Source organism: Neobacillus sp. S1227 (genome assembly GCF_055385255.1).
This window is the reverse complement of sequence record NZ_AP038276.1, coordinates 2,288,183-2,315,179: the sequence shown is the minus strand read 5'-3', so window position 1 is coordinate 2,315,179 and position 26,997 is coordinate 2,288,183. Positions and strand designations below refer to the sequence as shown.

The window sequence follows — 26,997 nt, the reverse complement described above, 5'->3', positions numbered from 1 at the left end:
TTTTCTATTTAACTTTCCAAACTCGTTTATTTTCAACTCGTTTTGTAAAATCTTTTGCATCTAATTTTTCCAAAAATGGAATCATGTATTTACGTGAAAGGTCAAGGACCTCTTTCGCTTCACCCACTTCAAATTCGAGACCCGTAGCGGTTTGAAGTTTATGAACGGCATCATTAAAAACATCTCCATGATAAGCAAACTGATCATCGAGCACCACAATCAACTCTTGGTCTTCTAGGAATCTTCGTAAATCCCCTTCAAGAGAATCCGGAATGCCTGCAGCCGATATATAGTCTTTTAAATTGCGAACTTTTAACTCATCCTTTTTCAATTCAGCGAGCAGATTTTCCGTCCGTTTTGCCCAGTTTTTTGGAACATGCGGTAAAAACTCAGCCAGCGAGACAAACTGTTCTCTCCGGTTAAAAACCTTTTTAGAGATCGCATTTTCTACTACATAATCAAGAAGAGATTTCGGGAATTTTTTTTGCATCGATTGGAGAATTTCAGCTTTATTGACACCCTGCTTCATTGGATTTAAATGATGAAAATCCTGCAGTCTGTCGTAAATATCTTCCTCGATAGACTCGATTAACTGTTGTAATGTGTATTCCTTCCCATTAAAAAGAACAAATTCATTATCCTGGAGATGCTCGGATAAGGTTTCTTCATCCAAGGCAGTCCGTTTGATTAATTCTGGTAATGAGAGGCTTTTCGCTTCCAACAAAGTGGCTGTTATCCGTTCTTTAGGCGTGCCGGCTTTTTTCTTCTCCAGTTCCCCTATCGTTTGCTCTCCAAAACGATATTTATTTCCCCTAGGATCAATAACCCAGCCGCCGCCAATCGTTTCGGTCGGGCTAGGCCGTCTTAAGATGAAACGATCGCCGCGTTTGGTCAGGATTTCCTCCTCAAGTCTTAACTGGCAAAGGATTTCACCGTTCTCTTCTTTGATTTCATTTCTGTCAAAAAAGACAATCCGTCCCATTACTTCGGCTGTCCCAATATGCAGTTTAATCGGCATCCGCTGCTTGATTAAATGCTCCAATTCCTCCACAACACGAATGGAGACATCTATTATTCTGGTTACAATAAAATGCTCCGAGGAAACAAGAACTTCACCGCGTTCCAAATCTTCTTTTGAGACTCCTGACAGGTTAATTGCTGCACGTTGTCCGGCGTATGCTTTTTTCGATGGTTTGTGATGAACTTGTATCTGCCGGGCTCGGACTTCCAGCCCTTTAGGCATGATTTTTAAGACCTGTCCCTCTTCCACTGTGCCTTCATAAACCGTGCCGCGGACAACTGTCCCCTGCCCTTTTACAGTAAACACCTGGTCAATCGGCAGACGGAACGCGCCTTTGGCATCGCGCATCTCTTGTTCCTTGAGCTTTTTAATGATTAGCTGTTTTATTTCTTCAATCCCTTTATTGGATAAACTGTCGATTAAAACAAATGGGGCATCCTCAAATACAGTGCCTTGCAGTTCTGCTAAAATATCATCTTTTACAAGTTCAATGAATTCGTCGTCAACTCGGTCTATTTTAGTAATTGCGATGATCCCGTTTTTGACACCGAGAAATTTTAAGATCTCGAGATGTTCTTTTGTTTGCGGCATGACTCCTTCATCAGCCGCTACAACTAGCACTACTAGGTCAATACCGGCAACGCCAGCAATCATTTGCCGTATAAAGCGTTCATGCCCCGGAACATCGATAACGGAAATCTGGATTTCTTCATCTTCATATAATGGAGCAAATCCGAGTTCAATCGAGATTTGCCGTTCTTTTTCTTCTTTTAATCGGTCAGTATCAATATTGGTCAAAGCCTTCGTTAGGGACGTTTTCCCATGGTCAATATGCCCCGCCATTCCAATTGTAAAATATCTCTTTTCCAAGCCTGCCACCTTCTTTACCGGTCTTCTTCTCTACTGTAGCCTTAATAGGGGGATTGTTCAAGCGAACTTTCTTGGACAAGTATTATTTGGAGGTTTATTTCAAGCGTTTTTTTTGGATGAAGGACATTCCATAAGTCTCTTTGTTGATTTTGTCCTTCATTATGCTTATGAGGGACATTTTCCTCTTTCTATTGATCGAGTTTGTCCTTCATCACGCTTATGAAGGACATTTCCCTCTTTCTATTGAACCAATTTCCCTCTTTCTAATGATGGATTTTGTCCTTCATCACGCGTATGAGGGACATTTTCCTCTTTCTTTTGATTGAGTTTGTCCTTCATCAGGCTTATGAAGGACATTTTTCTCTTTCTCAAAGCCGATTTTGTCCTTCATTATGCTTATAAGGGACATTTTCCTCTTGTCTCGTGTCAATTTAGACTTCATCATCAATTTAATAATTTCGATAGCTGCCCCAGCTTAAATTGATAGCAATGCACCAACCGCACCACAGTACTCTCCATTTTTTAAAAACGTTGGCTGCAATCCAAGCAACTTCAGATAGGTATCAAGGGTCTCTGTCAAAAACGGATTTCCTATCAATGAACTCCCGATAAATACAATTTCTTTCACCTTATGTATGGCTGCAGCCTGCAGTGTTAATAACATAATCGTTTCTCCAATCATATTAGTCAAAGCAGCCATCCTGTCTGCATTGGTATGCTTAACATTCAAACCTTTTGCAAAATTAGCCGCAGTAAGGTCACCGTTAATTGGTGGCTCGTCGGACTCATAGATATCCTTTACTAGTAAATCAAGATTTTCCTTCTGGCCCTTTGCCGCCATTGTGGTTAACTGCTGAAATTCCGACTCATTGGTAAGAATCGTACCAAGCCCCATGAAAGTTCCTCCACCAACCCCGCTTCCAAGTATACGTTCGTACCTTTCTCCATCGACCAGATGCCACGAAGTCCCTGTTCCTACATTTACGACGATAAATGGAGCAGTAATATTCTTTCCCTCTTCAAGTAACAACAGCCTGGCCCCTTCACATGTTGCTTGAAACTCAGGAACAATCGTGCTGTTCGGGAAAAACTTTTCCTTCAAAATGTGAGCCTTTCCACCTGTTAAAGCAGCCATTACATTCGGTGCAACCACTTTTAACCAGGAAACAGCTGAATTTAATTCACCAATTGGATATTTTTTATAATGCATTACTCCATGTTCTCTAAAAGCAATTTTTATCAGCGTACCACCTGCGTCAATTCCTACCTTTTGCATCGTCAATCCCATCACCTCTTCAAGAATTCCAATTATTTAATTCATTTTTAAAGGATATCGACTTGCCATGTCAATTCCTATATGTATTAAGACTAGGAGGAGCAAAAATGATTAAACTAGTGAGGGTTTTAAAGGAAGAAGAGCAAACCCTGCATAATCTCATGCAATTTTATATTTACGAATTCAGCCAATTTATACCTGCCATCATTTTGGGGGAGATTGGCGCTTATAAGCCCTATGATTTAACCCCATATTGGAGCAGTCCCATCCACCATCCATTTTTTATAAAAAAGGATGGGGAACTAATAGGGTTTGCTTTAGTAGAAAGTGCAGCAGAATCGGAACCAAACACCATTCTAGAATTTTTTATTATTCGCAAATATTCAGGGAAAGGCTTTGGAAAAATAGCTGCAAATGAAATTTTCACTCTTTTCCCTGGGAAGTGGCGAGTTACTCAAATCGAGAAGAACGAACCGGCTAAGGCTTTTTGGAGGAGTACCATATCAAAATTCACTGGAGGCAGATTCCACGAAACTACTGATGAAAGAAGATGTACCATACAAGAGTTTGTAACGGTTTGATAAAGGGGTGCCTTCAAGACACCCCTTCTTATATTCTATTATTACGGTCTTCTTTTTTCAAAATGACTAATGAAAAAACCTGGTGCTGCCTCCCTATCCTCCAACAATATGAAGCCATTTTTTTGATATAAATTTTTGGCAGGTTGATTATCCTTTCCAGTGGAAACTTTATATACCTTGATGTTCCGGTCGATTTCCTCAACAGCATTTAAAAGCTTCTCGGCAATTCCCTTTCTGAAGTGTTTAGGGGCAACTACCATTCGGCAAATCGTCAGCTCTTTCACCTCGACTTCATAAGAAACAGCTCCAGCAAGTTCCCCTCTTTCAAAATACCCTAGAAATGATTCACCGGAATTTAGAAAGTCTTCAAAGTTCTCCTTTAGAGGCGGGATATCATTGAAGCCTATTAGATTAGCTTCCACTTGATAAGAGGCTATTTGCATGTTAAATAATTCCTTAACTAAACTACTATTTATTAAATCAATTTTTTGTATCATATAGTCAATTCCTTTTAGTAATCTTCTTTATTTTTTTCATTACCACTGCCGCGGGTGATTCGGTTATGTTTAAAACTAGGATATTAATAGCAATTAAATAAATGAACTCACCAAGAGTGGAGATTCCCACGCCGAATATATAGAAGAAATGAGTTTCTCGTGCATAGCCATCCACCCTCTTATTCTTTCATAGAGAGATGCTCTACCCGATTATACGCTTTAATTTTCCAACCATTTTCCTCAAAATGAATATCATTTAGGCAAGCGTTATCAATCCTCGATTTACCATAGCCTAATTCCCCATTCGACAAATGGGCGAGAATGGCATTAATAACTGCACCGTGGGCGACTAGCAGAACGTTTTTATCCTTGTAGTTGCGTTTGATTTTCTCCAGCCCTCCCATAAGACGTTGAATCAGGGCGTCTGCACTTTCTTGATTGGTATATTTTCTGTCAGGGAATGCCACCCTTATTTCCTCAATGGTCATTCCTTCTGCGTCTCCAAAAGACTTTTCTTTGAAATCGTCCATAACAACCAAAGGAACATTTATATAAGTATTGATAATTTCCGCTGTCTTTTTCGCTCTTTGTAATGGGCTAGTTATGACTACATCCCATTGTGAATTTTTTAGGTATATGCCACTTTCTTCGGCCTGCTTGATCCCTTTCGAATTTAAGGGGATATCCGATCTTCCCTGAAGTCGTCCGATAGCGTTCCATTCTGTTTCCCCGTGTCGTACGATGCAAATCTTAGTAATGTTAATCCTCACCTTTCAATATTTATGATATCGATATTAAATGGAATCTCCAGCAAATCCTCGATCATATAATCTGCTTCCACTTCATTCCATTGAGTGTCTTTTTTCCTAATTGCCTCTTCTTTAATACTTCCAGCATACTAATTAAGTTTGGAAATGGCACACAGTGATTCTTGAAATTCCCCAAATAATCTTCGAGCAATAATTCCCATTTTATATTATTAATATATAGTTCAGAAATCAATTCCTTATACACTCGATCCTTCCAAACATAGCCGTGGCAATCCAATTCTATGAATCTAGATTTATATATTTCTTCTTTTGGAATATGACCCATCCATTTTTTGAAATGCTCATATTGGTTGTCGATAAACTTATGTACTGAGGCATCCCTGTCCAACAATGTCCCGACTAAATCAAATAATACTGCTTTTATCATGGTTTTCCCCCCTACTCTAGATTACCTAAAACCATCATTTACATCAGAACAACCACTAAAAGAATTTTCATTATTAAATACACCTCAAGTCTTAGTTGAAAATAAATCCCTGGTACATCGTGAAAAATCAAAGGATTTCTTAAGATATAAATAGAAAATGTATGAAAGAAAAGGGGATGAGTTTTTAATGAAAAGAATTTTAATACTACTATTGGTTATAACCGGCTTATATATTATTTTTAACCAATCCTACACATTTGATTTGTTTGGGTCTGGCAAAAATAGTATGCGGCCTGCCATTACCAATGATACGAAGGTGATCAAGGTAGATGTGGGCAGTGTCAATGCAACCATTATTCCTGAAGATAGACAAGATTTAAAGGCAGTTTATGAAGGTAAACAAAAGCTGACTGTTAAAGAAAATGGTGATACTGTAGAGGTTAAGCTTAAGAGCAAATGGTTTACATGGTTCAATTGGGGTAAAAACAAAAGCAACCTAAAAATCTACATTCCGAAGGATTACGATAGAGACATGACCATTGATCTTGGATCAGGATATTTAACTTTTTCCGGGGAATCCAAAACTAAACCAATGCAATTACAAAAATTAACTGTTGATATCGGATCTGGATACATGAAGCTTAACAATCTTGATGTGAAAGAGCTTTATCAGGATGTATCATCAGGAAAAGTAAACATCAATACTGTTAAGGCTGATAAAGGTATATTTGATCTCAGTTCTGGGGTTCTCGACATTAAGCATTATTCTGGTGCATTAGCAGCTGATGTCAGCTCAGGGAAGCTGGCAGTTCAAGTTGATGAATTAACGAAATCCATCAAAATGGATGTCAGCTCAGGTTTAGTTAATCTTGACCTGCCGGATGATGCTGATTTTAAATTAAATGGCGAGTTTAGCAGCGGTGTGATTAAATGCGATTTGCCATTGACAGAAAAAGTCCAGGATAAAGACAGCTTCAATGGTACACATGGGTCTGGAAAGCATGCTATTGACCTAGATGTTTCTAGCGGGATTATCCATATTTATTAATCATACTATCTATATAGTTTCCTAACATTCTAAAAAAAGCGGCGCTTAATAATGAGTGCCGCTTTTTGTATGGTAGTAATCTGAAGCAACCCTCCAATCCTCCAAAAATATTGACCAAAGATTAGGACGGCGCCTTACTGCTAAGGGATGATAGCCGACTACAGTAGGGAAACCCTTAATTTCATGAATGGCACCACGAAGCGATTTTACCTCTGCGTCCGGATTTCCGAAAAAGGATTGAACAGCTACATTTCCGAAGCAAAGAATCAGCTTTGGCTGTTTTTCCTCCAACTGCTGTTTAAGATGAATCATGCATGTTTCACGCGCATGTTCTTTGTCATAGGCTCTGACCGGTTTTCGTTTTAAAATAAAGGTTACATACAAATCGTCCATAGTGAAACCAACTTCATTGGCAGCCTTTTGGAGTGTTTGCCGTGTCCCGCATACAAATGGATTTCCTTCCCGGTCTTCACGTGCCCCGGGGTTATCAAGGATAATCATAATCGGGGCATCCGGGTTTCCCTCTCCCCAAACCATCCGTGAACCATGTTTATTTAAGCCGCACTCACTGCAGTCTATTAAGTCTCCCGGAGTTGGTTCTTCCGGCCACAATATTGGACAAAAGTCGGACATATTATCCCTCCAGCCATTGTAAAAACTAATGGTAGTTTAACCTTTTTCCATTTATATAAATACGAAAAATAGCGCGTGGATCTCCCCACTCGCTATTTTTTTAATTCGTAAACACAAACTGCGTCCGACTCCCGGCTTGCCCCGCGATAACCTCAAGTCTTGCATCTATTCGTTCCTTTAATTCCGGAACGTGCGAAATGATTCCCACCAAGCGCCCGCTGCTTTGAATATCCATTAACGCCTCAATCGCCTGTTCAAGTGATTCAGGGTCTAGTGTACCGAATCCTTCATCAATAAACATTGTTTCCAACGAAACCCCGCCAGCATAGTTTTGTACCACGTCTGCGAGCCCAAGAGCAAGTGACAAGGAAGCTTTAAAGCTTTCACCGCCTGATAATGTTTTAACGTGGCGTTCCTGCCCTGTGTATTGGTCAAACACCAGCAATTCTAAACCGCTCTGAGCATTCCCTTTAGCACGGTCTGTTTTTCGCAGCAACTGGAAACGGCCTGACGTCATTTTTCTCAATCTGTGATTGGCTTCCTGTAAAATATCATCCAAGAATGCTGCCAACACATATCGTTCAAAGGTAATCCGGAAGCTGTTTTGGCCCTTTGTGATCTCGTAAAGATGTCCAATCAGCTTATACCGTTCCTCTAGGACCTTCATATTTTCGTTTAATTTTTCCACACGGTTGAAGATTTCCTCGTTATCCCGCTTTTTCACAAAAAGGCCCGTATAATTTCGGTTTAACGCCGCTATTTCACTGTCTATTATTACAAGCTCTTTTTTAAGCCCGTCCACATCTGGAGTTTTCACATTCATTAATTTTTCCGTCAATTCATTCAACCGGTCGGAAACAGAACGTAATTCTTCCCTAAACCCTCGAATCTCTGTTTCTAGGCCGTGAATCACCGCTTCAGAAAGTTTTGACGCATGATAGACATTATAGTTTTCGAAGCCTTGTTCCACCAATTTATTCTTAAAAATCTCACGTTCAGTGGTTAATTCCTGCTGTTTAGAATCAAAGTGCTTCTCAGCGTCTTGCAATCTTGCAGATTCAGCAGCAAGCTTTGCGTTGATGGATTGTAAATGCCGTTGTGCCTCTTCCAGCTGTTTAATGAGCGCATCATATCGGTTTTTAGAAGTGGTGAGTGCTTTTTCATAAGCTGATTCAGAACGAAGATTCTCTGGAATTGTATTCATTATTCTGGTTAGATTTGTCTTCTTCTCAGTATATTGAATTGTCAGTTCCGAAACTTCTTGTCCTAATAGTTGAATCGCCTTTTGCAGCTTTTGTTTTTCTAATTCTTGATTCCCCAGTTCCCTTTTGACCAAATCGAGCTTGTTCATTTTTTCTGCTAATTTTCGCTGCGTTTCCTGCAGACTTTTTTTATTAGTAAGAAGCTCCGATTTCAGCAGTGGCAGGTCAGGTTCAGAGAACTCAGCCCGGTAACCGCGAATTTCCTTTAGGACTTCCTCTAATGTTTCCCTTTGTGTATATTCTGCAGACTGACTCTGGTAAAGCTTTGCTTCATCAAGAGATTTTTCTTTTTCCCATTTTGCCGCTTGTGCTTTCGCTGCCTTCATGTCTTCTTCACTAGGAACACTTCCATCGTGCAGGACGGCTTTAGCAGGGTGATGTTCAGAACCACAAACTGGGCAAGCTTCCCCCTCATGCAATTTTGCGGCTAAAATCGAAGCCTGTCCATGCAGCCATCTTTGCTCCAGTTTTTCCACAAGGGCCTTTGCATCTTGAAATCTGGCAGCCGTGTTTTCATATCTCCCTGAAATTACTTGCAGTTCCTGTTTAGCCTTGTGATGGCGGCCAAGCAAGTTTTCAAATTTATCAAGACGTTCAAGCTCTGATTGCAGTTTTTCAATCTGCTGTTTATTTTCAACAAATGCTAGCTGGCCTCTTTCAATATCCTCCTTTTGCTGCTGAAGGAGTTTTAACCGCTGTTCTGTTAATTCAAGATTACGTTCCGTTGTCACCTGGTTATTTCTTGCAGTTTGCAAAGAGGTTTCTACCTTAGCAACCTCTTTCATGAAAGATGCAAAAGAATAAACATCCTCTTTCATGTTAGCTAAACGGTTTACTTCCTCTTGTGCTGCTTGCCGGTCTACTTCTCTTTCGAGTTCAATTTGGAGGCTAATTTCTGCTTGTGCCTTGACGCTAGTTAAATTTCCTACCTCCGCTTTTAGTGTTGCAACATTCGCCTTTAATCGATCCAATTCGCTCTTCAAACGATGGCATAGCTCTTCCTGTTTGGCTAAAAGGGCCGCTTTTTGGGCACGCTGAACCTGCCTTTCTTTTTCCAAGAACAAATCAACCTGAGACTCAAGGAGAGCCTTCTTTTCCTTCAGTTCTTCCTTCTTTTGCAATTGTTTAAGTATCTCTTCTGCTTCATAAAGCTTGGCTTTAAGCGAATCTTGCTGCTTTATCTTTTCCTTTAGCTCTTCAGATAACTGCTCCAATAATTCCCCCATACCGGCAATTTCCTCTGCCAATAGCGGCATAATGATGGTGTCATTGTCACTTCCGGCAGCTATATATTCACGAAGTTCATTATTGGTCACTGCTTGAATCCGACGAATGGCTTCGTTCCTAGCCTGTACTTGGCCTTCAACGGACTTTTTCAGCTCGTTCGCTTCCTCTTTCAGCTTATCCTCAACCATTTTATAAAGCTGCGTATGGAACAGTCGCTGCAAAATGACTTCCTTATCTTTACTGTCTGATGTTAGCAGCTTGCGGAATTCGCCTTGAGGTATCATTAAAATTTGCCGGAATTGATTGGCATCTATCAGCATGATTTCTTTAATTTTTTCTTCGACATCGCTGATTTTTGAGGCTAAAAGCTTTTTCTCACCTTCGGCATCCCACATATATAATTCAGCTTTTGCTCCGATTGAAGTGTAGCCGTCACCTTTTTCCTTTGGTTTCAGCTGCTGAGGTGAGCGAGTAATGGAATAAACCTTGCCCCTTAATGAAAAATCTAGAGAAATCTCGGTAAGCAAATCATCCTTGGCAAATTGGCTCCTGAGCTCGGGACCGTTTCGATCCTCGCCGCTTGCCTTTCCGTAAATGGCATAGCTAATCGCATCGAAAATCGTTGTTTTTCCAGCTCCCGTTTTTCCGGAAATGACAAACATAGTCCGATTGCCCAGTTCCGTAAAATCAATGATTTCCGTTTCAGCATAAGGGCCAAATGCTTTAATCGTTAGTTTCAACGGTCTCATCTTGTGCCTGCCCCCTTTAACACTTTATCGATGATTTCTGTCATGACTTCTTTTTTGTCCATTGTAAATTCAGACGTTGTCATCTCGTTGTAGAATTGTTCAAACAAATCGATTTCCGACTTTTTCTCGCTCCGAAGGGCATTGAAGGATTGTTTTTTCTTTAAATCAGTCATCTCAATTTTCCGCTCTAAATGCAGCACGTTTGGGTATACTTGGCGCAGCTTATTAATTGGGTCAATAAGAGCCCCATCATCTAATAGGTTTATTTTTAAATAGTCTTGGGTCCGTTCTTTCTCATAAAATTGCGGGTCGAGCAGTTGTTCAAGATATCCCTCAATCTCGCGCATATCATGTGAAGGAGTAAGAGAACGGTAACGCTGTTCAAAGTTCCCCTTCTCATCCATTTCAATGATGGAAATAGTCTTTCTTTGTTTGGCTTCGGAAAATGAATATTTTAACAAGGAGCCAGAATATTTAACCTTTTCGTGGTTAATTGCATCAGGGCTGTGAAGGTGGCCCAACGCCGTATATGAAAACGGCTCAAACGATTCAGCGCCGACGCACCCTGATCCGCCAACGGATAGGATTCGTTCAGAATCGGATTGAACTCCGCCTAAAACAAAGGCATGTCCAACCAAAACATTCGCCTCATTCGGGTTTAAAGTTTCTTCGATTTTGCCAATCATCCTCTTCATCGCTTCTTGATGGGAGTGGATGGAGTCATCCTCTAATAGTTGGCGGACGAAACCAGGTTCTGCGTATGGGAGAAGATAAAAGTTAACCCCATTAATGCTGACTGGTTCAAAGCTGTTCGTGAGTTTGCCAGATAAATAAAATTGGCTGTGCTTGTACCATGAACTGCCAAACGAAAGGCGCTCGGCGCTGTCATGATTTCCAGCAATGGCTACAATTGGAGTTTTTAATTCAACATTTATTTTAAAAAGTATTTCGTCAAGAAGTTCAACGGCATCGGTAGGGGGAACAGATCGGTCGTAGAGGTCTCCGGCAATGACAACTGCATCCGGCTTCTCCTCAGCAACGACGTCCACGAATTGGTTGAGGACCTCGCGCTGATTTTCCGTCATGTAAACGCCGTGTACCAATTTCCCTAAATGCCAATCAGCGGTATGGATAAATTTCATATGCATCACTCCATGTTTTAAATACGTCTATACAATACTATTATTATAGCAAAATATAAAACGGCCTGGTCTTGGAAATCGGTTAAGTTTTTGGAAGTTTGGGGGATACTATCCATTGTGTGGATGCCAATAAAAAACAGTCCGGCACAAGTACCGGACTGTTATAGACTGTTTTTGTTAGTTTGGGAAATTACTTCTTAACTACGTTAGCAGCTTGTGGTCCACGAGCTCCTTCAACTACTTCGAAAGAAACTTCTTGACCTTCTTCTAAAGTTTTGAAACCTTCTGTTTGGATTGCAGAGTAATGAACGAATACGTCGTTTCCGTCTTCTCCTTCGATGAATCCGAAACCTTTTTCTGAATTAAACCATTTTACTTTACCGTTTTTCATGAAAAAAAATCCTCCTATTGGCTTGAAAAAAGCCATGTGTAAAATTCACCAAATTACAACGCAGATAGCTTTACTCATTACTTCATCCAAACTTCGGTCAAAACCTTGATCAAGCATATTACATAAATCTAATCTCGTGCAACGGCTGTTTACAATTTAACACTATTTAGTAGGAATGTCAAGGAAGGGAGGGACGACATAAACTGACATCATTCTATGATATTTTATTATCTAAACAAAATAATTACTTATTAATCTATCAGACGAGGAAGAAAGCAAGAATCATATGTCGTTTTTTGATGAAAAATATTTGGGCTTTCCTTTTGAAAAAGTTGTGACTGGTTTTATTATTTAAATAGAAAAAACCGAAGAATTCAATTCTTCGGCGTAGCTGTTGGTACTTCTTCCTCTTCTTTAAATTTATCCAATATGGTGATGGTATCGACCAAATGATTGTTGAAAATTTGTCTTGCAACTGCTAACAAGTCAATAATCACCGGATCCTTTAACGTATAAATAACTTTGTTTCCATCCTTGGTCCCGGAAACAATGTTTTTCGCCCTTAGTACCTGCAGCTGCTGTGAAACAGCCGAGCCTTCACTACCCGCAAGTGTTTGAATTTCATTGACACTTTTTTCTCCCTCAGCGAGTATTTCTAAAATACGAATTCTTAATGGATGAGCCAAAGCTTTAAAAAATTCTGCTTTAAACCGCTGCATTTCTAAATTCAATTCATCATCACCTTTACTACAAAACTAGAAGGTAGCCGTTAATTTCTGTCTGCTTCCTTCTTTTGCCTCAGTACCGGAAAGATTCTTACATTCTCTAAATGCAAAATGCTTACAGCCCAGGCATTTATTTTGATTTATTTCCTTTAAAGCATATTGAATGGCTTCACCGGTATGGGCAAAGAAATGTTCATTGCCAACCACCTCGTATAACCCTGTTTTTTTCAATACACTTTCCGGCTGCGGATTTATTCCTGATATTAATACTATACCATTTTTGGAAAAGTGGCGTACAATACTTGCCAAATTCGCTTCTCCGGTTGTGTCCATAAATGGAACCCTGCCCATCCTCAGCAACAGAATCTTCGGACGGTAATTGATCGTATTCATGATCGTTTCTTCAAATGTAAGGGCAGCACCAAAAAACAGCGGCCCTTCAATATTAAAGATGCTAATCTGCGGACAGTCGTGTGTATCGGTCACCATCCCAGTTTCCATCTTGGCCCGATTGGTTTGCGGGTTAGGCAGCGCTTTGGCCGTAATCATAACGTCGCTCATCCGTTTGACAAACAGAATGGCTGACATGACAAGCCCTACTTCCACTGCCACCGTCAGGTTCACAAAAACGGTCAATACAAACGTCACCACCAGAACAAGCGAATCGGTCGATTTCGTTTTAAAAATGTGAGCAAAAACTTTTCGCTCGCTCATATTCCAAGCAACGACCATTAATATCGGCGCCATGCTTGCAAGTGGAATAAACGAAGCATATGGTGCAAAAAAGATTAACACAAGCAGAACCACAATTCCATGAAAAATCCCTGATAAAGGTGAAACGGCTCCATTTTTTATATTCGTTGCTGTCCGTGCGATGGCGCCTGTCGCCGGAATCCCGCCAAATAACGGCGTAATCATATTGGCAATACCCTGTCCGACGAGTTCTTTATTGCTGTTGTGACGACCGCCCGTCATCCCATCTGCGACCACCGCCGAAAGGAGCGATTCAATCCCGCCAAGCATGGCAATAATAAATGCCGGCCTTATCAATTCAAGGATGATATCCATATTTAGCTCAGGAAGATGCAGTGCCGGCAGCGTACTTGGAATTTGACCGTAGGCTGTTCCAATGGTTGCTACCTGTCCAGAATAAAACAATGAAGCGGCTGCCGTTGATACGATTAAGCCGATTAAAGGGCCAGGAACTTTTGGCGCGATTTTGGGTGTTATGATAATCGTGACCAAACAGATCGCCGCTGTTAAAATACTGAAAATATTCGTAGTACCAAGGTGTATGATAATTTCCTTAATGTTTAAAATAAATTCTTCATGCTTTTTGATTCCCTCTAAACCTAGGAAACTGGCAATCTGTCCTGTAAAAATGGTTACTGCAATACCTGCAGTAAACCCGATGGTTACAGGCCTGGGTATATATTTAATCAGCGAACCAAGCTTAAATATCCCCATTAAGACAAGGATTACTCCAGCCATGAAACCTGCTATCAGCAGATTTTCATAGCCATACGTCATGACAATTCCAAACAAAATCGGAATAAACGCACCTGTTGGTCCGCCAATTTGATACTTGGAGCCGCCGAATAAGGAGATAAGAATCCCGGCAACAATGGTCGTATAGATTCCATACTCCGGCTTCACTCCTGAAGCTATGGCAAAGGCCATACCAAGAGGGATCGCAATCACCCCAACAATCAACCCAGAGAGCAGGTCCTTTGGTACACTCTTTAAAGAATAATGATGGAACCTTTTGTCAGTAAACATAATCACCCTTCTTATCACCTATTTTTATATATCTGATTATTTGAATATATAATAATAGGAAAATATAATCAATAGTAATTGTTAAATGAAAACTCGCCGATTTGCGGGTCCGATAGGACGGTTCATGAGGCGTAGTTGAATTTATGCGTTAAGAATATAAATTGGAAAAATTTTATTCTTATTAGCTTAAAAATGTACAATTGTTTTCTTTTTTTGTTTATGGTACAATAGCATAGCGATGAGCTGAATTGCATAAGACGAGAAACATTCCTTTTAGGAGCACACAATGTGGAGTGTGGTTTTTTCGCCGCAATACGCAAAGACGCCTGATTTTTCAGGCGTCTTTTTTATTTGCCTCTCATTAAAGTTAGAACTTTTTTCCTATTTCCTTTAAAATATAGATAGGTGTTAATTTTTTTAAAGTGGAGGAATCCGTTATGAATAACCACGAAATTGATTACAAGATTTACGGCGATGATATGCAGTTTGTAGAGGTGGAGCTTGACCCGCAGGAAACAGTTGTCGCAGAAGCGGGGAGTTTCATGATGATGGATGACGATATTCAGATGGAGACCATTTTTGGTGATGGTTCTGGGGGTAGTGGCGGGGGCCTGATGGGCAAGCTATTTTCAGCAGGAAAACGAGTGTTAACAGGGGAAAGCTTATTTATGACAACCTTCACGAATGCAGGTGCAGGGAAACGCCATGTTTCTTTTGCTTCCCCTTACCCTGGAAAAATCATCCCAATGGATTTAAGTCAGTTTGGCGGCAAAATTGTCTGTCAAAAGGATGCTTTTCTCGCAGCGGCAAAAGGTGTTCAAGTCGGCATTGAGTTCCAGCGAAAAATTGGCGTCGGCTTCTTCGGCGGCGAGGGCTTTATCATGCAGAAGCTCGAAGGCGACGGAATGGCGTTTGTTCACGCAGGCGGAACGATCATTAAAAAGGATCTTCTTCCCGGTCAAAGTTTGCGTGTTGACACAGGTTGTTTGGTGGCAATGACCCGTGATGTCCATTATGATATTGAGTTTGTAAAAGGCGTTAAAACGGCGTTATTCGGCGGTGAAGGCTTATTCTTCGCAACATTGCGCGGCCCTGGCTCAGTTTGGATTCAGTCGCTGCCATTCAGCAGGCTCGCGAGCCGGGTATTTGCTGCAGCACCATCACGAGGCGGCGGCAAAGATGAAGGCAGCATCGCCCGCGGACTTTTTGATATGTTTAATGGTGATTAATTAAATTATGGGATTACCTAAATCCAGCAAATAACGAAAACAAAACCGGGTCTAAAGCCCGGTTTTGTTTATTGCTAATTTAATTGAAGCTTTTTCAACTCAGTAAACGCCTGTTCTCTTTTTAAATTATAGGATTGCCAAGAAGGATTCCCTGTTAGTGCCTCCTTTTGCCTGACTTCTAAAAGTTGCGTCAAACCTTCAATATTCTTATCTTTTTCGTATAGTTCGATTAACCCCATGACACCTGTATAGGACAGGCTGTCAAAGTGGTGAACATCAATTTTCCCTGTTAATTCATAGCGGTCGAGGTTCTTGCTTACGACAATTTGATTAGGATCGATAACAGTCATGGCTGTATAATAAAGTAAGGATGAAATAAAGAAAAAATGAAATAACGACAGCCGCTCTATCCAAACTTTCACCAATGTATAGGTAAATATAAGCACTAAGAATATCATAAACGAGTGTGCCATGACTCTTATAAAGGTAAATCCGTACGCATCTTCATACATACTTAGCCTGATAAAAGCGGAGCAAAGCATCACAGCACTTGAAAACACCAAAAGTGTCAGCAGGATTTGCGTAAATCTTTTAATAAAAAGAGATGTCAGACCCACGAAAGTCATCACAACCACAATGATCGATAAATTAATGATGGTGACAAATAACAGTTCAAAAAAACCCTTCCTTGCATACTCGGCATAGGTAAATTCATCCTGAAGGTTTCCGCTGAAGAAATATTTAAACTGAACAACGGTAAATAATAAATAAACGATATTAATTAAACAAAGAACCGTTATGGTGATAATCGCATCCACTTTCAAGCCCTGTTCTGCCCCCTGCTGCCTTATCACATCAATTTGGTTATTAATGGAGACTTGCATAAACCCAAAGAATGCTGCTGTAAAAATAAGAATGACGATTAACCTTATTAATCCTTCAGCATCAAATGCATCGAACCAATTCGGAATACCGCCCATAATCCGTTCAAACTGGGTATCCGCAGACATAAGAAGACTTAAGACTACAAATAGGACCGGAATTGAGATCAGAATACCGATTAAAACCTTTTTCCAGATGATAAATTTTTCTTCATCCACGCCTCGTTTTACACCGCTTCCAATCAGCTTAGTCATTGCTGCATTATATTTAATTACATCTAGCATTCTAAAAAACAAATAAGGTATAAACCAGATTTTATTCCACTGCATACTTTTCGGACTTGTTACAATGACTATATGAAAAACAACTAGTGCAGGTATCACTAAAATGTTGAGTAAATTAAAAAACATATTGTCATTCAAAAAGTAGCTAGCTGCCAGAAGCCAGATGCAGCATAGTACCAGGTAACCGAATCGTTGGTGGGTAAACAAAATGTGCCGGTACCTCCAAAAAAAGACTGCATAAAAAGCCATAAGAAACACCAAATATGAAATCCCTATTTGCCCGCGAAAAAAAGATTCCTCAGCTAAGATCCCAAGCAATAAGCACAAACCTAGAAACAACCAATCCATTTTTTCCATTTTGCTTTCCATATTCATCCCCCATTTACATTGCTTTTCTATATACATCGTAATTCTAGGTAATATAGCAAAAAAAACAGCTTATATCGACGCTTTTCTCCCCCAGCGATAGCCAAGCATACTTATTGGGTACAGAAATATCGTAAAAATGATACAAGCAATAATAAATGTTTTCGTCAATAAAGGAGCAAACCACGAATGTGGTATGATTTCGAAAACAGTTAACATCATTAAAATTAAGTTGGGTATAAGTGATAAAAGAAATGTTTTTCTGAGCAGCTTGCGGCCGCCATGCCCAAAGCCTTTGCCGATTTCATAACCCAATAACGCCCAAAAAAACATATACAAGAAGGCAATTAGAGAGGGTATAGATGTTAGATGATCCCAAATTGATGTCAGCCACGGCCATTGGTACAAGTTATGTATAAGCGTAAGAAAACTGCCACCTGCAAAAAAAATAATATTAAGGAGAAAGAACAGCCATTTCATATTACTTGGCGTGACGGACAAGTCTTCCTTCCAAGCGGCAGCAATTTCTTTCGGACTGCCGAGCCTTGTAAATAAAAGGTCCTCGAGCTTCTCATGATCCGTCCTTTCAAAGGATTCCAAGATGATTTCATCAATATGTGTCTCGTATTCGCGAAGAATATTTTCTTTATCTTTGTGAGTACCGAGTTCTTCGGAAATTTCATTCAGAAACCTATTCTTCAGCTGTTCCATGCTTCGATCTCCCAATAACCTTATTCATTACTTTTACAAAGTCCTGCCATTCTTGTGTTTTTTCTGCAAGCACGTCTTTTCCAGCTTCAGTGATACGATAATACTTGCGGGCCGGTCCCTTCTCCTGCTCCTGCCAATAGCATTCAATGTATTCCTGCTTTTCAAGCTTATGGAGCGCAGGATACAATGTCCCTTCCTTTACACTTAAACCATTTTCACTGCGCTGCTCCAATTCCTTTACTAGCTCGTAGCCATACATGTCGCGTTCGTTTAATAATTGTAATAAGATTAACGAAGTGCTTCCCTTTACCAGTTCACGGTTAAACATTTTTTCACCTACCTAGATTTATTAGGTATATAGAAATTCTACATGACGATTTTTGCCTTGTAAAGGGTTTAAAGATAAAAAAGGGGCTATCCCAAAATGAACTATTAGGGACAGCCCCTTTTTTATGTATAGAATCATTAATTTTGTCTGTTGATTTCCGCTTCAGTGGCTTCGCTTTCCGCGGGCGTGCCCGGGAACCTGGCAAAAATAATGAAAATAAAAAAACTGCCCCAAAAGAGTCGTTATTCAGCGGTCTTTTGGGGCAGTCTCTTCCTGAGCCATTTTATTTCATTTTGAAATCATCCTGCTGACGTTCAATATACTCATCACGTTCACCGCCATCAGACAATTCCTCAGAAAATCCATATCCGGTATCACTCTGCACCAAGTTGCTTGTCCTGATTGTTTTTGGATGTAAATTGTTATTCGGTGCAGCCTGCTCATTCCACTTTCCCATCGATATCACCTCATTTTTATTATTTGGTGATTTTAAAAGATTATCCACTAAAAAACGCTTGGAAATGCCCAAGCGTCATAAGAATTAAATAACCATTTTTTTATCATTTTGAAGTTGTAATTCTTGCTCTTCTGTTCCATCCTGCTCGCGGTTCTTTTTAATTTTAAAATGATAAATCAAATAGCAGGCGATAACAAATGGAATGCCCAGATACAATGCCAAGCGTTGCTCTGAGTCAAATGCCAAACTAGACAATACCACAACGTTTAAAGTTAATGCAATAATTGGCAGAATTGGGAAAAGCGGTGTTTTAAATTTCAAATCCTCCACCTTACCGCCCTCACGGATAAATTTACGACGGAAGGCAATTTGTGAAGCAGTGATGGAAATCCAGCCCACCTGTGCTCCTAAACCCGCCACTGACAAAAGCCAAACAAAGACAGTTTTTTCAGCAAAAAATCCTGATAATAAAGATAATAATGCAATCCCAAGTGTTAACAAAAGCGCGTTTAATGGAACACCCGTCTTAGTTACTTTTGTTAATATAGGGCTGGCCATCTTTTCCTTAGACATTGCATACAACATCCGGGTTGCAGCATAAAGACCTGAGTTTGCTACAGAGAGTAAAGCTGTTAGGATTACAAAGTTCATAATATCAGCAGCATATGGAATACCGATACTGTCAAATACCACAACGAACGGGCTTTCAACCACACCTGCTTTTTCCATTGGAATTAAACCGGCTACGACAAAGATTGCTAACACGAAGAAGAATAGTGTACGCCAAACAGTTTGTTTAATCGATTTTGGAATAGTTTTCTCAGGCTCTTCACTCTCTCCGGCAGCAATCCCGATTAATTCGGTTCCCTGGAACGAGAAGTTTACTGCAATCATTGTAATGATTAAAGCAGTAAAGCCGTGCGGCATAATTCCGTGAGCTGTAAAGTTCGATAAGAATGGGGCAGCATGTCCGCCTTTCATATGAATCAGGCCAAACATGGCAGCGCCGCCTAGTGCGATAAACAGGATAATAGCTAAAATTTTTATACTTGAGAACCAAAATTCTGCTTCACCAAAAGCACGAGCAGATAAAGCATTTAGAGCAAATAATACGATGGCAAAAATTGCACTCCATACCCACACATCTACATGCGGAAACCAACGCTGCATTAGCTGTCCTGCTGACAGTAGTTCAAGTGCAACAGTAACAGCCCAGCCTAACCAATATAACCAGCCAAGAGCAAATCCTGTCCCCGGTCCAATAAATTTAGTGGTATAGGTTTGGAACGATCCCGATACTGGCATGGCGACAGATAATTCACCAAGACAAAGCATTGTTAAAAACATAATGAAACCGCCGACGATATACGAAAGAATTGCTCCTGACGGCCCTGCCTGGCTGATGGTATAACCAGATCCTAAGAACAACCCTGAACCGATGACTCCTCCCAACGAAATCATGAACAGATGGCGGGACTTCATCGTTCTTTGCAGTTCATGGGTTTGATTGTTTTCAGGTAATTGCATGAAATTTCCCCTCTTTCCCATTTAAGTATACGCTTTCAATTTGATGATGATTGTAAAAATAGGAGAAAATGTGACTGGCAGGCTGCCTTTCCCTTTCTGTCATAGAAGAAAGAATAAGCGGATTTATAATTTTATCCAACCGGCAAAACTTTCTAAAATTATCACTATTTTTACGTTATAATTATTTGCAATTTTCATGCCAAAATAAAAAGCTTAATCTTTGACCATTTTTCGAAAATTATAGTGCCAAATTTTTTTGCATATTATTAAATATTTTGCGCTTCAAATGCAAAAATACTCTTCTCAGCAAAATGGGAAGAGTATTTTTATGGATGGAAAATTTAATATTTCTATTAATCGCAGCCGGTAATTTGTAAATCATCTTGAATGATTCCTAACTTGGTTTGCGGATCCACCTTTTGTCCCTGCTTGACATAAATGGATCTTACATACCCGCTTATACCGAACGAAATCTCTACCATGGCACCGTTCTCTGCTCTTACCAGAAATAGTTTCTCCCATTCATACACATGGTTGTTTTCCTTTGTTACAACTTTTTCAACCGTGCCAGAACAGGGACTATAAATGGTTTCATCCTTATAAATCAATTTTGTTCTCTCCTTTTCCAAGATTCCGTCCGATTTCGAAAGCTTTTTTATACCCAGCCGCGGAATTGTGCTGCTTCCGCCATTTTTCTAATACCTGTCATGTAGGCAGCCAAACGCATATCAACTTGATATTCCTGTGCTGTTCGATAGATTTTTTCGAAAGAATCCACCATAACTTTTTTAAGCTTATCTGCTACTTCCTCTTCGGTCCAATAATAGCCCTGATTATTTTGCACCCATTCAAAATAGGAAACTGTTACACCGCCTGCACTTGCCAAAATATCAGGGACAAGCAAGACTCCGCGTTCAGTCAGGATATTCGTTGCTTCAAGAGTTGTCGGACCATTGGCAGCTTCCACTAAGATTGCAGCTTTAATATTGGCTGCATTTTCCACAGTGATTTGGTTTGAAATGGCAGCAGGAACAAGGATGTCACACTCTAATTCAAGCAGTTCTTTATTGGTAATTGTCTCTTTAAAGAGCTGTGAGAATGTACCAAAACTATCTCTTCTATCAAGCAAGTAGTCAATGTCAAGACCATTTGGGTCATGGACTCCACCATAAACATCGGAAACGGCAATAACCTTTGCACCTGCATCATGCATGAATTTAGCTAAATAACTGCCCGCGTTTCCGAAACCTTGAATGACTACCCGAGCACCTTGCAGTTCAATACCTTTTTTCTTGACCGCTTCTTCGATACAAATGGTTACGCCGCGTGCCGTTGCAGTTTCACGCCCTTGGGAACCGCCTAATACGATTGGCTTACCGGTAATAAATCCTGGTGAGTCGAACTCGCGAAGACGACTGTATTCGTCCATCATCCACGCCATAATTTGGGAGTTGGTATAAACATCCGGCGCCGGAATGTCTTTTGTCGGACCAACAATCTGGCTAATTGCACGAACATAGCCGCGGCTCAATCTTTCTAGCTCTCTAAATGACATCTTCCTCGGGTCGCAGATGATGCCGCCTTTACCGCCGCCATAAGGAAGATTGGTGATCCCGCACTTTAAGCTCATCCAGATGGACAATGCTTTTACTTCTTCCTCATTCACTTCCGGGTGGAAGCGAACGCCGCCCTTAGTTGGACCAACCGCATCGTTATGCTGGGAGCGGTAACCGGTAAACACTTTAACAGAACCGTCATCCATTCTGACTGGAATGCGGACTGTCAACAATCTTAATGGTTCTTTTAATAAGTCAAACATCTCGTTTTGGTAGCCCAATTTCGCCAAAGCTTTTTGTATTACTGTTTGTGTAGAGTAAAACAAATTTAATGACTCCTGCTCCTTTTGCTGCTCTTTTGTCATTTCATTTACCACTGCATTAACCGACATGGAAGACACCTCGTCAAAATTTTAAATTATTTATAATCAATTAACTTAAGACCTTTTGAATTTTTGCAACTGCCCAATCAATTTCATCTTTGGAGATGATCAGCGGCGGTGCAAAACGGATAACTGTATCATGCGTTTCTTTACATAACAAGCCTTCTTCTTTTAACTGTTCACAATATGGTCTTGCTTCTTCTGTTAATTCCACCCCGATAAACAATCCCATGCCGCGGACTTCTTTAATCATCGGATTGCTGATTGTCCTTAATTGATCTAAGAAATATTTTCCTAATTCAAGTGATCGTTCAGGCAATTTTTCCTCTTCGATAACATCAAGTGCTGCAATAGACACGGCACAAGCAAGCGGATTACCGCCAAAAGTGGAACCGTGTGATCCTGGATTAAACACACCTAAAACATCGGCATTGGCAACCACGCAGGAAATTGGGAATACCCCGCCTCCTAATGCCTTACCTAAAATAAGCATATCTGGTTCAACTTCTTCCCAATCGCAGGCAAACATTTTACCTGTACGTGCTAAGCCAACTTGAATTTCATCCGCAATAAATAAGACATTGTTTTCTTTACAAAGTTCAGAGGCAGCCTTTATAAATCCTTCAGGAGGTAAAATGATTCCCGCCTCACCTTGAATTGGTTCCATTAAGAATGCTGCAGTATTTGGTGTAATCGCTGCCTTTAGCGCTTCAAGGTCACCGTAAGGAATTAATTTAATGCCAGGAAGCATCGGGCCAAAACCTCGCTTATACTCAGGGTCGGAAGATAAGGAAACTGCTCCCATGGTCCGGCCATGGAAATTTCCTGTGCACGCAATAATTTCTGCCTGATTCTCAGCAATGCCTTTCACATCATAACCCCAGCGGCGCGCAGCTTTTAACGCCGTTTCAACTGCTTCAGCCCCAGTGTTCATTGGAAGCGCCATGTTTTTGTTGGTCAGCTTGCAGATTCTTTCATACCATGGGCCAAGCTGGTCATTATGGAATGCGCGTGATGTTAGAGTTACTCGGTCTGCCTGGTCTTTCAAAGCTTGAATAATTTTTGGATGACGATGCCCCTGGTTTACTGCGGAATATGCACTAAGCATATCCATATAGCGGGTTCCTTCAGGATCTTCCACCCAAACCCCTTCTGCCTTGGAAATGACGATTGGCAGCGGATGATAGTTATTAGCGCCAAATTTATGTGTTTGTTCAATAATTTCAGTAGATTTAGTTGATGTCATAGTCATTTTATGTCCTCCCTTTATATTTGCAAGAGAGCTTGTGAGCCCCCTTGCTATCCTCTAAAAAATTAAAGAGTCTCTGAAGTCGTTTTTGCTTGCATATGAAGAATTAAGTAGTCAGGGCCGCCTGCTTTTGAATCCGTTCCGGACATATTAAATCCGCCAAATGGCTGATAGCCGACAATGGCACCTGTACATCCGCGGTTGAAATAGAGATTGCCAACATGGAATTCACGGCGTGCTCTTTCAATATGCTCGCGGTTATTGGAAACCAATGCACCTGTTAAGCCATAATCGGTGTTATTAGCAATCTGCATCATATGGTCAAAGTCACGAGCTTTAGCGATAGCCAATACCGGCCCGAAAATTTCCTCAAGCATAATACGGGCATTCTCATCGACATCTGCAAATATCGTCGGCTGAATGAAGTAGCCTTTTGAATCGTCCCCTTCACCACCGGTCATGAGTCTGCCTTCTTGTTTGCCAATTTCTATATAGCTCATGATTTTTTTGAAGGATCTTTCATCAATGACAGGTCCCATATAAGTATCGGCTGATTCAGGACTTCCTAGCGTTAAAGTCTTTGTAAGTGCAACCACTTTTTCAAGAACTTCATCATAAACATCTTGGTGAATAACAGCACGTGATCCTGCCGAACATTTTTGACCAGAGAATCCGAAAGCTGAGTAAACGATGGAAGACGCGGCTAAATCTAAATCTGCATCTTTATCGACAACAATGGTATCTTTTCCGCCCATTTCCGCAATCACACGCTTTAGCCAAATTTGGCCCGGGTTAACTTTAGCTGCGCGTTCGTAAATGCGGCAGCCAACTTCACGGGAGCCCGTGAAGGAAACAAAGCGCGTCTTAGGATGGTCAACTAAGTAATCACCAATTTCTGCGCCGCTGCCAGGAACGTAATTCAACACCCCGTTAGGAAGTCCCGCTTCATGCATTAGCTCTACAAATTTTGCAGCAATGATTGGCGTTGAGTTTGCCGGCTTTAAAAGCACAGTGTTTCCGCTAACGATTGCAGCTACTGTTGTTCCCGCCATAATTGCTAATGGGAAGTTAAATGGCGAAATGATGATGCCAACCCCAAGCGGAATATAGTGGAACTGATTAAATTCGCCGAAACGGCTGTTTACTGGAATGCCATCTTTGATATTCAGCATTTGTCTGCCGTAGTATTCTAAAAAGTCAATGGCTTCTGCAGTATCAGCATCGGCTTCTTTCCATGGCTTCCCTGCTTCCTTCACCATGTAACTGGAAAACTCATGCTTACGGCGGCGCAGAATGGCTGCGGCACGGAATATAATGTTGGCACGATGTTCAGGTGACCAGTTTTTCCATGTTTCAAAGGTAGTTAATGCTGTTTGCATAGCACTTTCAGCTAAGTCTAGGTCAACCATCGATACGGTACCGATAACTTCTTCCTTATTTGCTGGATTGATAGACGCAATCTTTTTATCGGTTGTAATTAGCTCTCCGCCAATTACGACTGGATAGTGCTTGCCAAGCTGTGATTGAACAAAGTCTAGTGCATCTTGAAATGCTTTTTTATTTTTTTCTTCAGAAAAATTTGTAAGTGGTTCGTGTGTATACGGTTGCATGTAATTAGACCTCCTTTGTTTGTAACATTCTTTTAATATGCAAGTTCCGTGCCAACTATTTTTTTGCAGTTTAACAACGTTTTTATAAAAAAATACGCCAAGTTTTTTTGCTATTTTGCATATATTTAAGAATTTATGCAAAATCATTTTGCATTGTAGTCTGATTTTTGATTAAATTAGTGCATAAGGGATTTGCAAGGAGAGAAAACGTCATGGAAAATACAAAAAAAACAATCCAACAGCTTCAATATATTAACAGCATGTACAAAAGGATATTGGACGAGGTCGACGTAGGTGTCCACGCCGTCGATAATACGGGGAAAACAATCGTTTACAATAAAAAAATGATGCAAATAGAGTCGATGGATATTCAGGAAGTGATCCATAAGAATTTGCTCGATGTTTTTAAATTTAAAGATAATCAATCTAGTACTCTTGTAAAAGCCCTGCAGGATGGCAAGGAGACCAGCAATGTCAAGCAAACCTATTTTAATAATAAGGGCCGTGAAATTACGACCATCAATAACACTATTCCAATTTATCAAAATGAAAATCTGCAAGGCGCAGTAGAAATTGCCAATGACGTGACAAAACTCGAACGCCTGATAAAAGGAAATACTAATAAAAGCGGCACCAGATATACCTTTGATAATATTATCGGGAATAGCCCTGCCCTTCAAGAAGTGATTGAAGCAGCGAAACGTGCCAGCAGGACTGCATCCTATGTACTAATCGTTGGGGAAACAGGTACTGGCAAAGAGCTTTTTGCGCAGAGTATTCATAATGCCAGCACTCGGCTTGCCGGGCCATTTATTTCACAAAATTGTGCTGCCCTTCCTGATAATTTAATCGAAAGCCTTCTTTTCGGAACGAAACGCGGAGCATTTACTGGTTCTATTGATTCACCGGGATTATTTGAACAGGCTGAAGGGGGCACACTGTTACTTGATGAAATTAACTCATTAAATATGAACCTTCAGGCAAAACTGCTTCGTGTTCTACAGGAACGAATGATCCGCAGAATCGGCGATACAAAGGATACACCTGTTGATGTCAGGGTGATCGCCAATATCAACGAGGATCCGATTGATGCCGTCGCCAATAACAAACTTCGAAAAGATTTATATTATCGGCTGGGGGTGGTAACGATTTTCATCCCGCCACTAAGAGAAAGAAAAGAAGATATTCCATTATTGGTGGAGCACTTCATTGAAAAATATAATGAACGTTTTCAAATGAATGTAAAAGGATTATCTAATGAGGTTAAGCAATCATTTTTTGACTATGATTGGCACGGTAACATTCGTGAGCTTGAACATATCATTGAAGCTGCGATGAACATCATGATGGATGAAGAAATCATCAAGTACTCCCATTTACCGTATCAATACCGCAATAAAATGCAATTGAAGGAAAGAATGCTCCCTCTTTCTTCGGTTAATACCTTTATTAATGAAGAGGCTGATATTGCGATTCCTCTTAAGGAGCAACTGGAGCTTTTTGAAAAATCCTACATCGAACATGTGCTAAAAAAGAATAACCACAATATTTCAAAGAGTGCCAAATTACTAGGCCTAAGCAGGCAAAGTCTGCAGTATCGGATGAAAAAACTAAATCTCAGCCTTTAATAATGAAAAAAAAAAAGCGGTAATGAACGGGATTACCGCTTTTTTGCATTCACAAACAGGGCTTGTTTTACATAAAAATATTATTATATAAAAGTATTTGCAGCAGCTGTTACCTTTTTAAAAATAAAAGCATAATTATTCCATTTTTATCCCATACTAAGAAAAGCGGAAGGCGCCCTTCAATCGGCGTATGGACTGGAGCGCTTCGACTGAGATAAAGGAAACACGGAGAGCGCAAGCGATCCGATGTTGACTTATCGTAGGGAGAAGAGCGAAGTACACTAGCCGATGGCGCCTGGAGCTGGACAATTTTCAAAGTCAAAACTTTTGTCCTATTTGATTAAAAACGTTGAGGTGAAAAAAATGGGACTGCTCAGCTCATTCAATCA

The 26,997-nt window shown here is 40.4% G+C and carries 24 protein-coding genes; 4 read left to right on the top strand and 20 right to left on the bottom strand.

The annotated features are described in order from the left end of the window. Positions 1–4 precede the first annotated feature (4 nt). Positions 5–1,891 (bottom strand): selenocysteine-specific translation elongation factor, encoded by a 1,887-nt coding sequence (gene selB, locus ACZ5AE_RS11775; protein WP_464572469.1) that lies wholly within the window; start codon positions 1,889–1,891, stop codon positions 5–7. Positions 1,892–2,366: 475 nt separating this feature from the next. Next, positions 2,367–3,167, bottom strand: coding sequence for a type II pantothenate kinase (gene coaW, locus ACZ5AE_RS11770; RefSeq protein ID WP_464573604.1), 801 nt, complete (start codon positions 3,165–3,167; stop codon positions 2,367–2,369). A 107-nt stretch (positions 3,168–3,274) separates the two neighbouring features. Here coaW and ACZ5AE_RS11765 point away from each other — a divergent pair, with 107 nt between their 5' ends. Further along, a complete protein-coding gene (locus ACZ5AE_RS11765) occupies positions 3,275–3,748 on the top strand; it encodes a GNAT family N-acetyltransferase (RefSeq protein WP_464572467.1) in 474 nt (157 codons plus the stop codon). Between the two features lie 41 nt (positions 3,749–3,789). Here the strand turns inward: ACZ5AE_RS11765 and ACZ5AE_RS11760 are convergent, their stop codons facing one another. The 3 genes from ACZ5AE_RS11760 to ACZ5AE_RS11750 all read right to left on the bottom strand — a co-directional run bounded on the left by ACZ5AE_RS11760 (position 3,790) and on the right by ACZ5AE_RS11750 (position 5,442). Next, complete coding sequence (locus ACZ5AE_RS11760) at positions 3,790–4,245, bottom strand: GNAT family N-acetyltransferase (protein WP_464572465.1); 456 nt, start codon at positions 4,243–4,245, stop codon at positions 3,790–3,792. 179 nt (positions 4,246–4,424) lie between these two features. After that, positions 4,425–5,003 carry a histidine phosphatase family protein gene (locus tag ACZ5AE_RS11755; RefSeq protein ID WP_464573603.1) on the bottom strand — a complete coding sequence of 193 codons (579 nt, stop codon included), beginning with the start codon at positions 5,001–5,003 and terminating at the stop codon, positions 4,425–4,427. A 64-nt stretch (positions 5,004–5,067) separates the two neighbouring features. Then, the gene (locus ACZ5AE_RS11750; protein WP_464572463.1) at positions 5,068–5,442 is read right to left on the bottom strand and encodes an HAD family hydrolase; all 375 of its coding nucleotides are present in this window, start codon (positions 5,440–5,442) and stop codon (positions 5,068–5,070) included. A gap of 187 nt (positions 5,443–5,629) precedes the next feature. Between ACZ5AE_RS11750 and liaG the strand changes: the two genes are divergently transcribed. Beyond that, positions 5,630–6,490, top strand: a complete 861-nt coding sequence (gene liaG, locus ACZ5AE_RS11745; RefSeq protein ID WP_464572461.1) for a LiaG family protein — start codon at positions 5,630–5,632, stop codon at positions 6,488–6,490. Positions 6,491–6,535: 45 nt separating this feature from the next. Here the strand turns inward: liaG and ACZ5AE_RS11740 are convergent, their stop codons facing one another. From ACZ5AE_RS11740 to ACZ5AE_RS11715, 6 genes are all read right to left on the bottom strand, one after another. Further along, complete coding sequence (locus tag ACZ5AE_RS11740) at positions 6,536–7,123, bottom strand: uracil-DNA glycosylase (RefSeq protein ID WP_464572459.1); 588 nt, start codon at positions 7,121–7,123, stop codon at positions 6,536–6,538. Positions 7,124–7,223: 100 nt separating this feature from the next. Continuing rightward, the gene (locus ACZ5AE_RS11735) at positions 7,224–10,361 is read right to left on the bottom strand and encodes an SbcC/MukB-like Walker B domain-containing protein (RefSeq protein ID WP_464572457.1); all 3,138 of its coding nucleotides are present in this window, start codon (positions 10,359–10,361) and stop codon (positions 7,224–7,226) included. Continuing rightward, on the bottom strand, positions 10,358–11,503 hold the full coding sequence (locus tag ACZ5AE_RS11730) for an exonuclease SbcCD subunit D (RefSeq protein WP_464572455.1): 1,146 nt from the start codon (positions 11,501–11,503) through the stop codon (positions 10,358–10,360). Before ACZ5AE_RS11730 ends, ACZ5AE_RS11735 begins: the two co-directional genes overlap by 4 nt. A gap of 190 nt (positions 11,504–11,693) precedes the next feature. Then, on the bottom strand, positions 11,694–11,894 hold the full coding sequence (locus ACZ5AE_RS11725; protein ID WP_173067194.1) for a cold-shock protein: 201 nt from the start codon (positions 11,892–11,894) through the stop codon (positions 11,694–11,696). A 374-nt stretch (positions 11,895–12,268) separates the two neighbouring features. Further along, a complete protein-coding gene (locus ACZ5AE_RS11720) occupies positions 12,269–12,625 on the bottom strand; it encodes an ArsR/SmtB family transcription factor (protein WP_464572452.1) in 357 nt (118 codons plus the stop codon). Positions 12,626–12,649: 24 nt separating this feature from the next. Continuing rightward, a complete protein-coding gene (locus tag ACZ5AE_RS11715) occupies positions 12,650–14,398 on the bottom strand; it encodes a SulP family inorganic anion transporter (RefSeq protein ID WP_464572450.1) in 1,749 nt (582 codons plus the stop codon). Between the two features lie 437 nt (positions 14,399–14,835). Between ACZ5AE_RS11715 and ACZ5AE_RS11710 the strand changes: the two genes are divergently transcribed. Next, positions 14,836–15,627: a TIGR00266 family protein gene (locus ACZ5AE_RS11710; RefSeq protein ID WP_464572448.1), complete on the top strand. Its 792-nt coding sequence runs from the start codon at positions 14,836–14,838 to the stop codon at positions 15,625–15,627. A gap of 74 nt (positions 15,628–15,701) precedes the next feature. On the opposite strand, the gene ACZ5AE_RS11705 is transcribed toward ACZ5AE_RS11710, so the two are convergent. The 9 genes from ACZ5AE_RS11705 to pruA form a co-directional block, all read right to left on the bottom strand. After that, the gene (locus ACZ5AE_RS11705) at positions 15,702–17,162 is read right to left on the bottom strand and encodes a DUF4153 domain-containing protein (protein ID WP_464572446.1); all 1,461 of its coding nucleotides are present in this window, start codon (positions 17,160–17,162) and stop codon (positions 15,702–15,704) included. Positions 17,163–17,231: 69 nt separating this feature from the next. After that, positions 17,232–17,870: an HAAS signaling domain-containing protein gene (locus ACZ5AE_RS11700; protein ID WP_464572444.1), complete on the bottom strand. Its 639-nt coding sequence runs from the start codon at positions 17,868–17,870 to the stop codon at positions 17,232–17,234. Continuing rightward, complete coding sequence (locus ACZ5AE_RS11695; protein WP_464572442.1) at positions 17,851–18,198, bottom strand: PadR family transcriptional regulator; 348 nt, start codon at positions 18,196–18,198, stop codon at positions 17,851–17,853. The genes ACZ5AE_RS11700 and ACZ5AE_RS11695 overlap by 20 nt, the downstream gene beginning before the upstream one ends. Before the next feature lie 283 nt (positions 18,199–18,481). Further along, a complete protein-coding gene (locus ACZ5AE_RS11690) occupies positions 18,482–18,655 on the bottom strand; it encodes a hypothetical protein (RefSeq protein ID WP_378581396.1) in 174 nt (57 codons plus the stop codon). Positions 18,656–18,739: 84 nt separating this feature from the next. After that, a complete protein-coding gene (locus tag ACZ5AE_RS11685; RefSeq protein ID WP_464572440.1) occupies positions 18,740–20,182 on the bottom strand; it encodes an amino acid permease in 1,443 nt (480 codons plus the stop codon). Between the two features lie 353 nt (positions 20,183–20,535). Further along, positions 20,536–20,811 carry a biotin/lipoyl attachment domain-containing protein gene (locus ACZ5AE_RS11680; protein ID WP_464572438.1) on the bottom strand — a complete coding sequence of 92 codons (276 nt, stop codon included), beginning with the start codon at positions 20,809–20,811 and terminating at the stop codon, positions 20,536–20,538. Between the two features lie 26 nt (positions 20,812–20,837). After that, a complete protein-coding gene (locus ACZ5AE_RS11675) occupies positions 20,838–22,103 on the bottom strand; it encodes a Glu/Leu/Phe/Val family dehydrogenase (protein ID WP_464573602.1) in 1,266 nt (421 codons plus the stop codon). Between the two features lie 67 nt (positions 22,104–22,170). Next, positions 22,171–23,373: an ornithine--oxo-acid transaminase gene (locus ACZ5AE_RS11670; protein ID WP_464572436.1), complete on the bottom strand. Its 1,203-nt coding sequence runs from the start codon at positions 23,371–23,373 to the stop codon at positions 22,171–22,173. A 62-nt stretch (positions 23,374–23,435) separates the two neighbouring features. After that, a complete protein-coding gene (gene pruA / locus ACZ5AE_RS11665; protein WP_464572434.1) occupies positions 23,436–24,980 on the bottom strand; it encodes an L-glutamate gamma-semialdehyde dehydrogenase in 1,545 nt (514 codons plus the stop codon). Positions 24,981–25,192: 212 nt separating this feature from the next. Between pruA and ACZ5AE_RS11660 the strand changes: the two genes are divergently transcribed. Then, complete coding sequence (locus tag ACZ5AE_RS11660) at positions 25,193–26,608, top strand: sigma-54 interaction domain-containing protein (RefSeq protein ID WP_464572432.1); 1,416 nt, start codon at positions 25,193–25,195, stop codon at positions 26,606–26,608. The last annotated feature ends 389 nt before the right edge of the window (positions 26,609–26,997 follow it).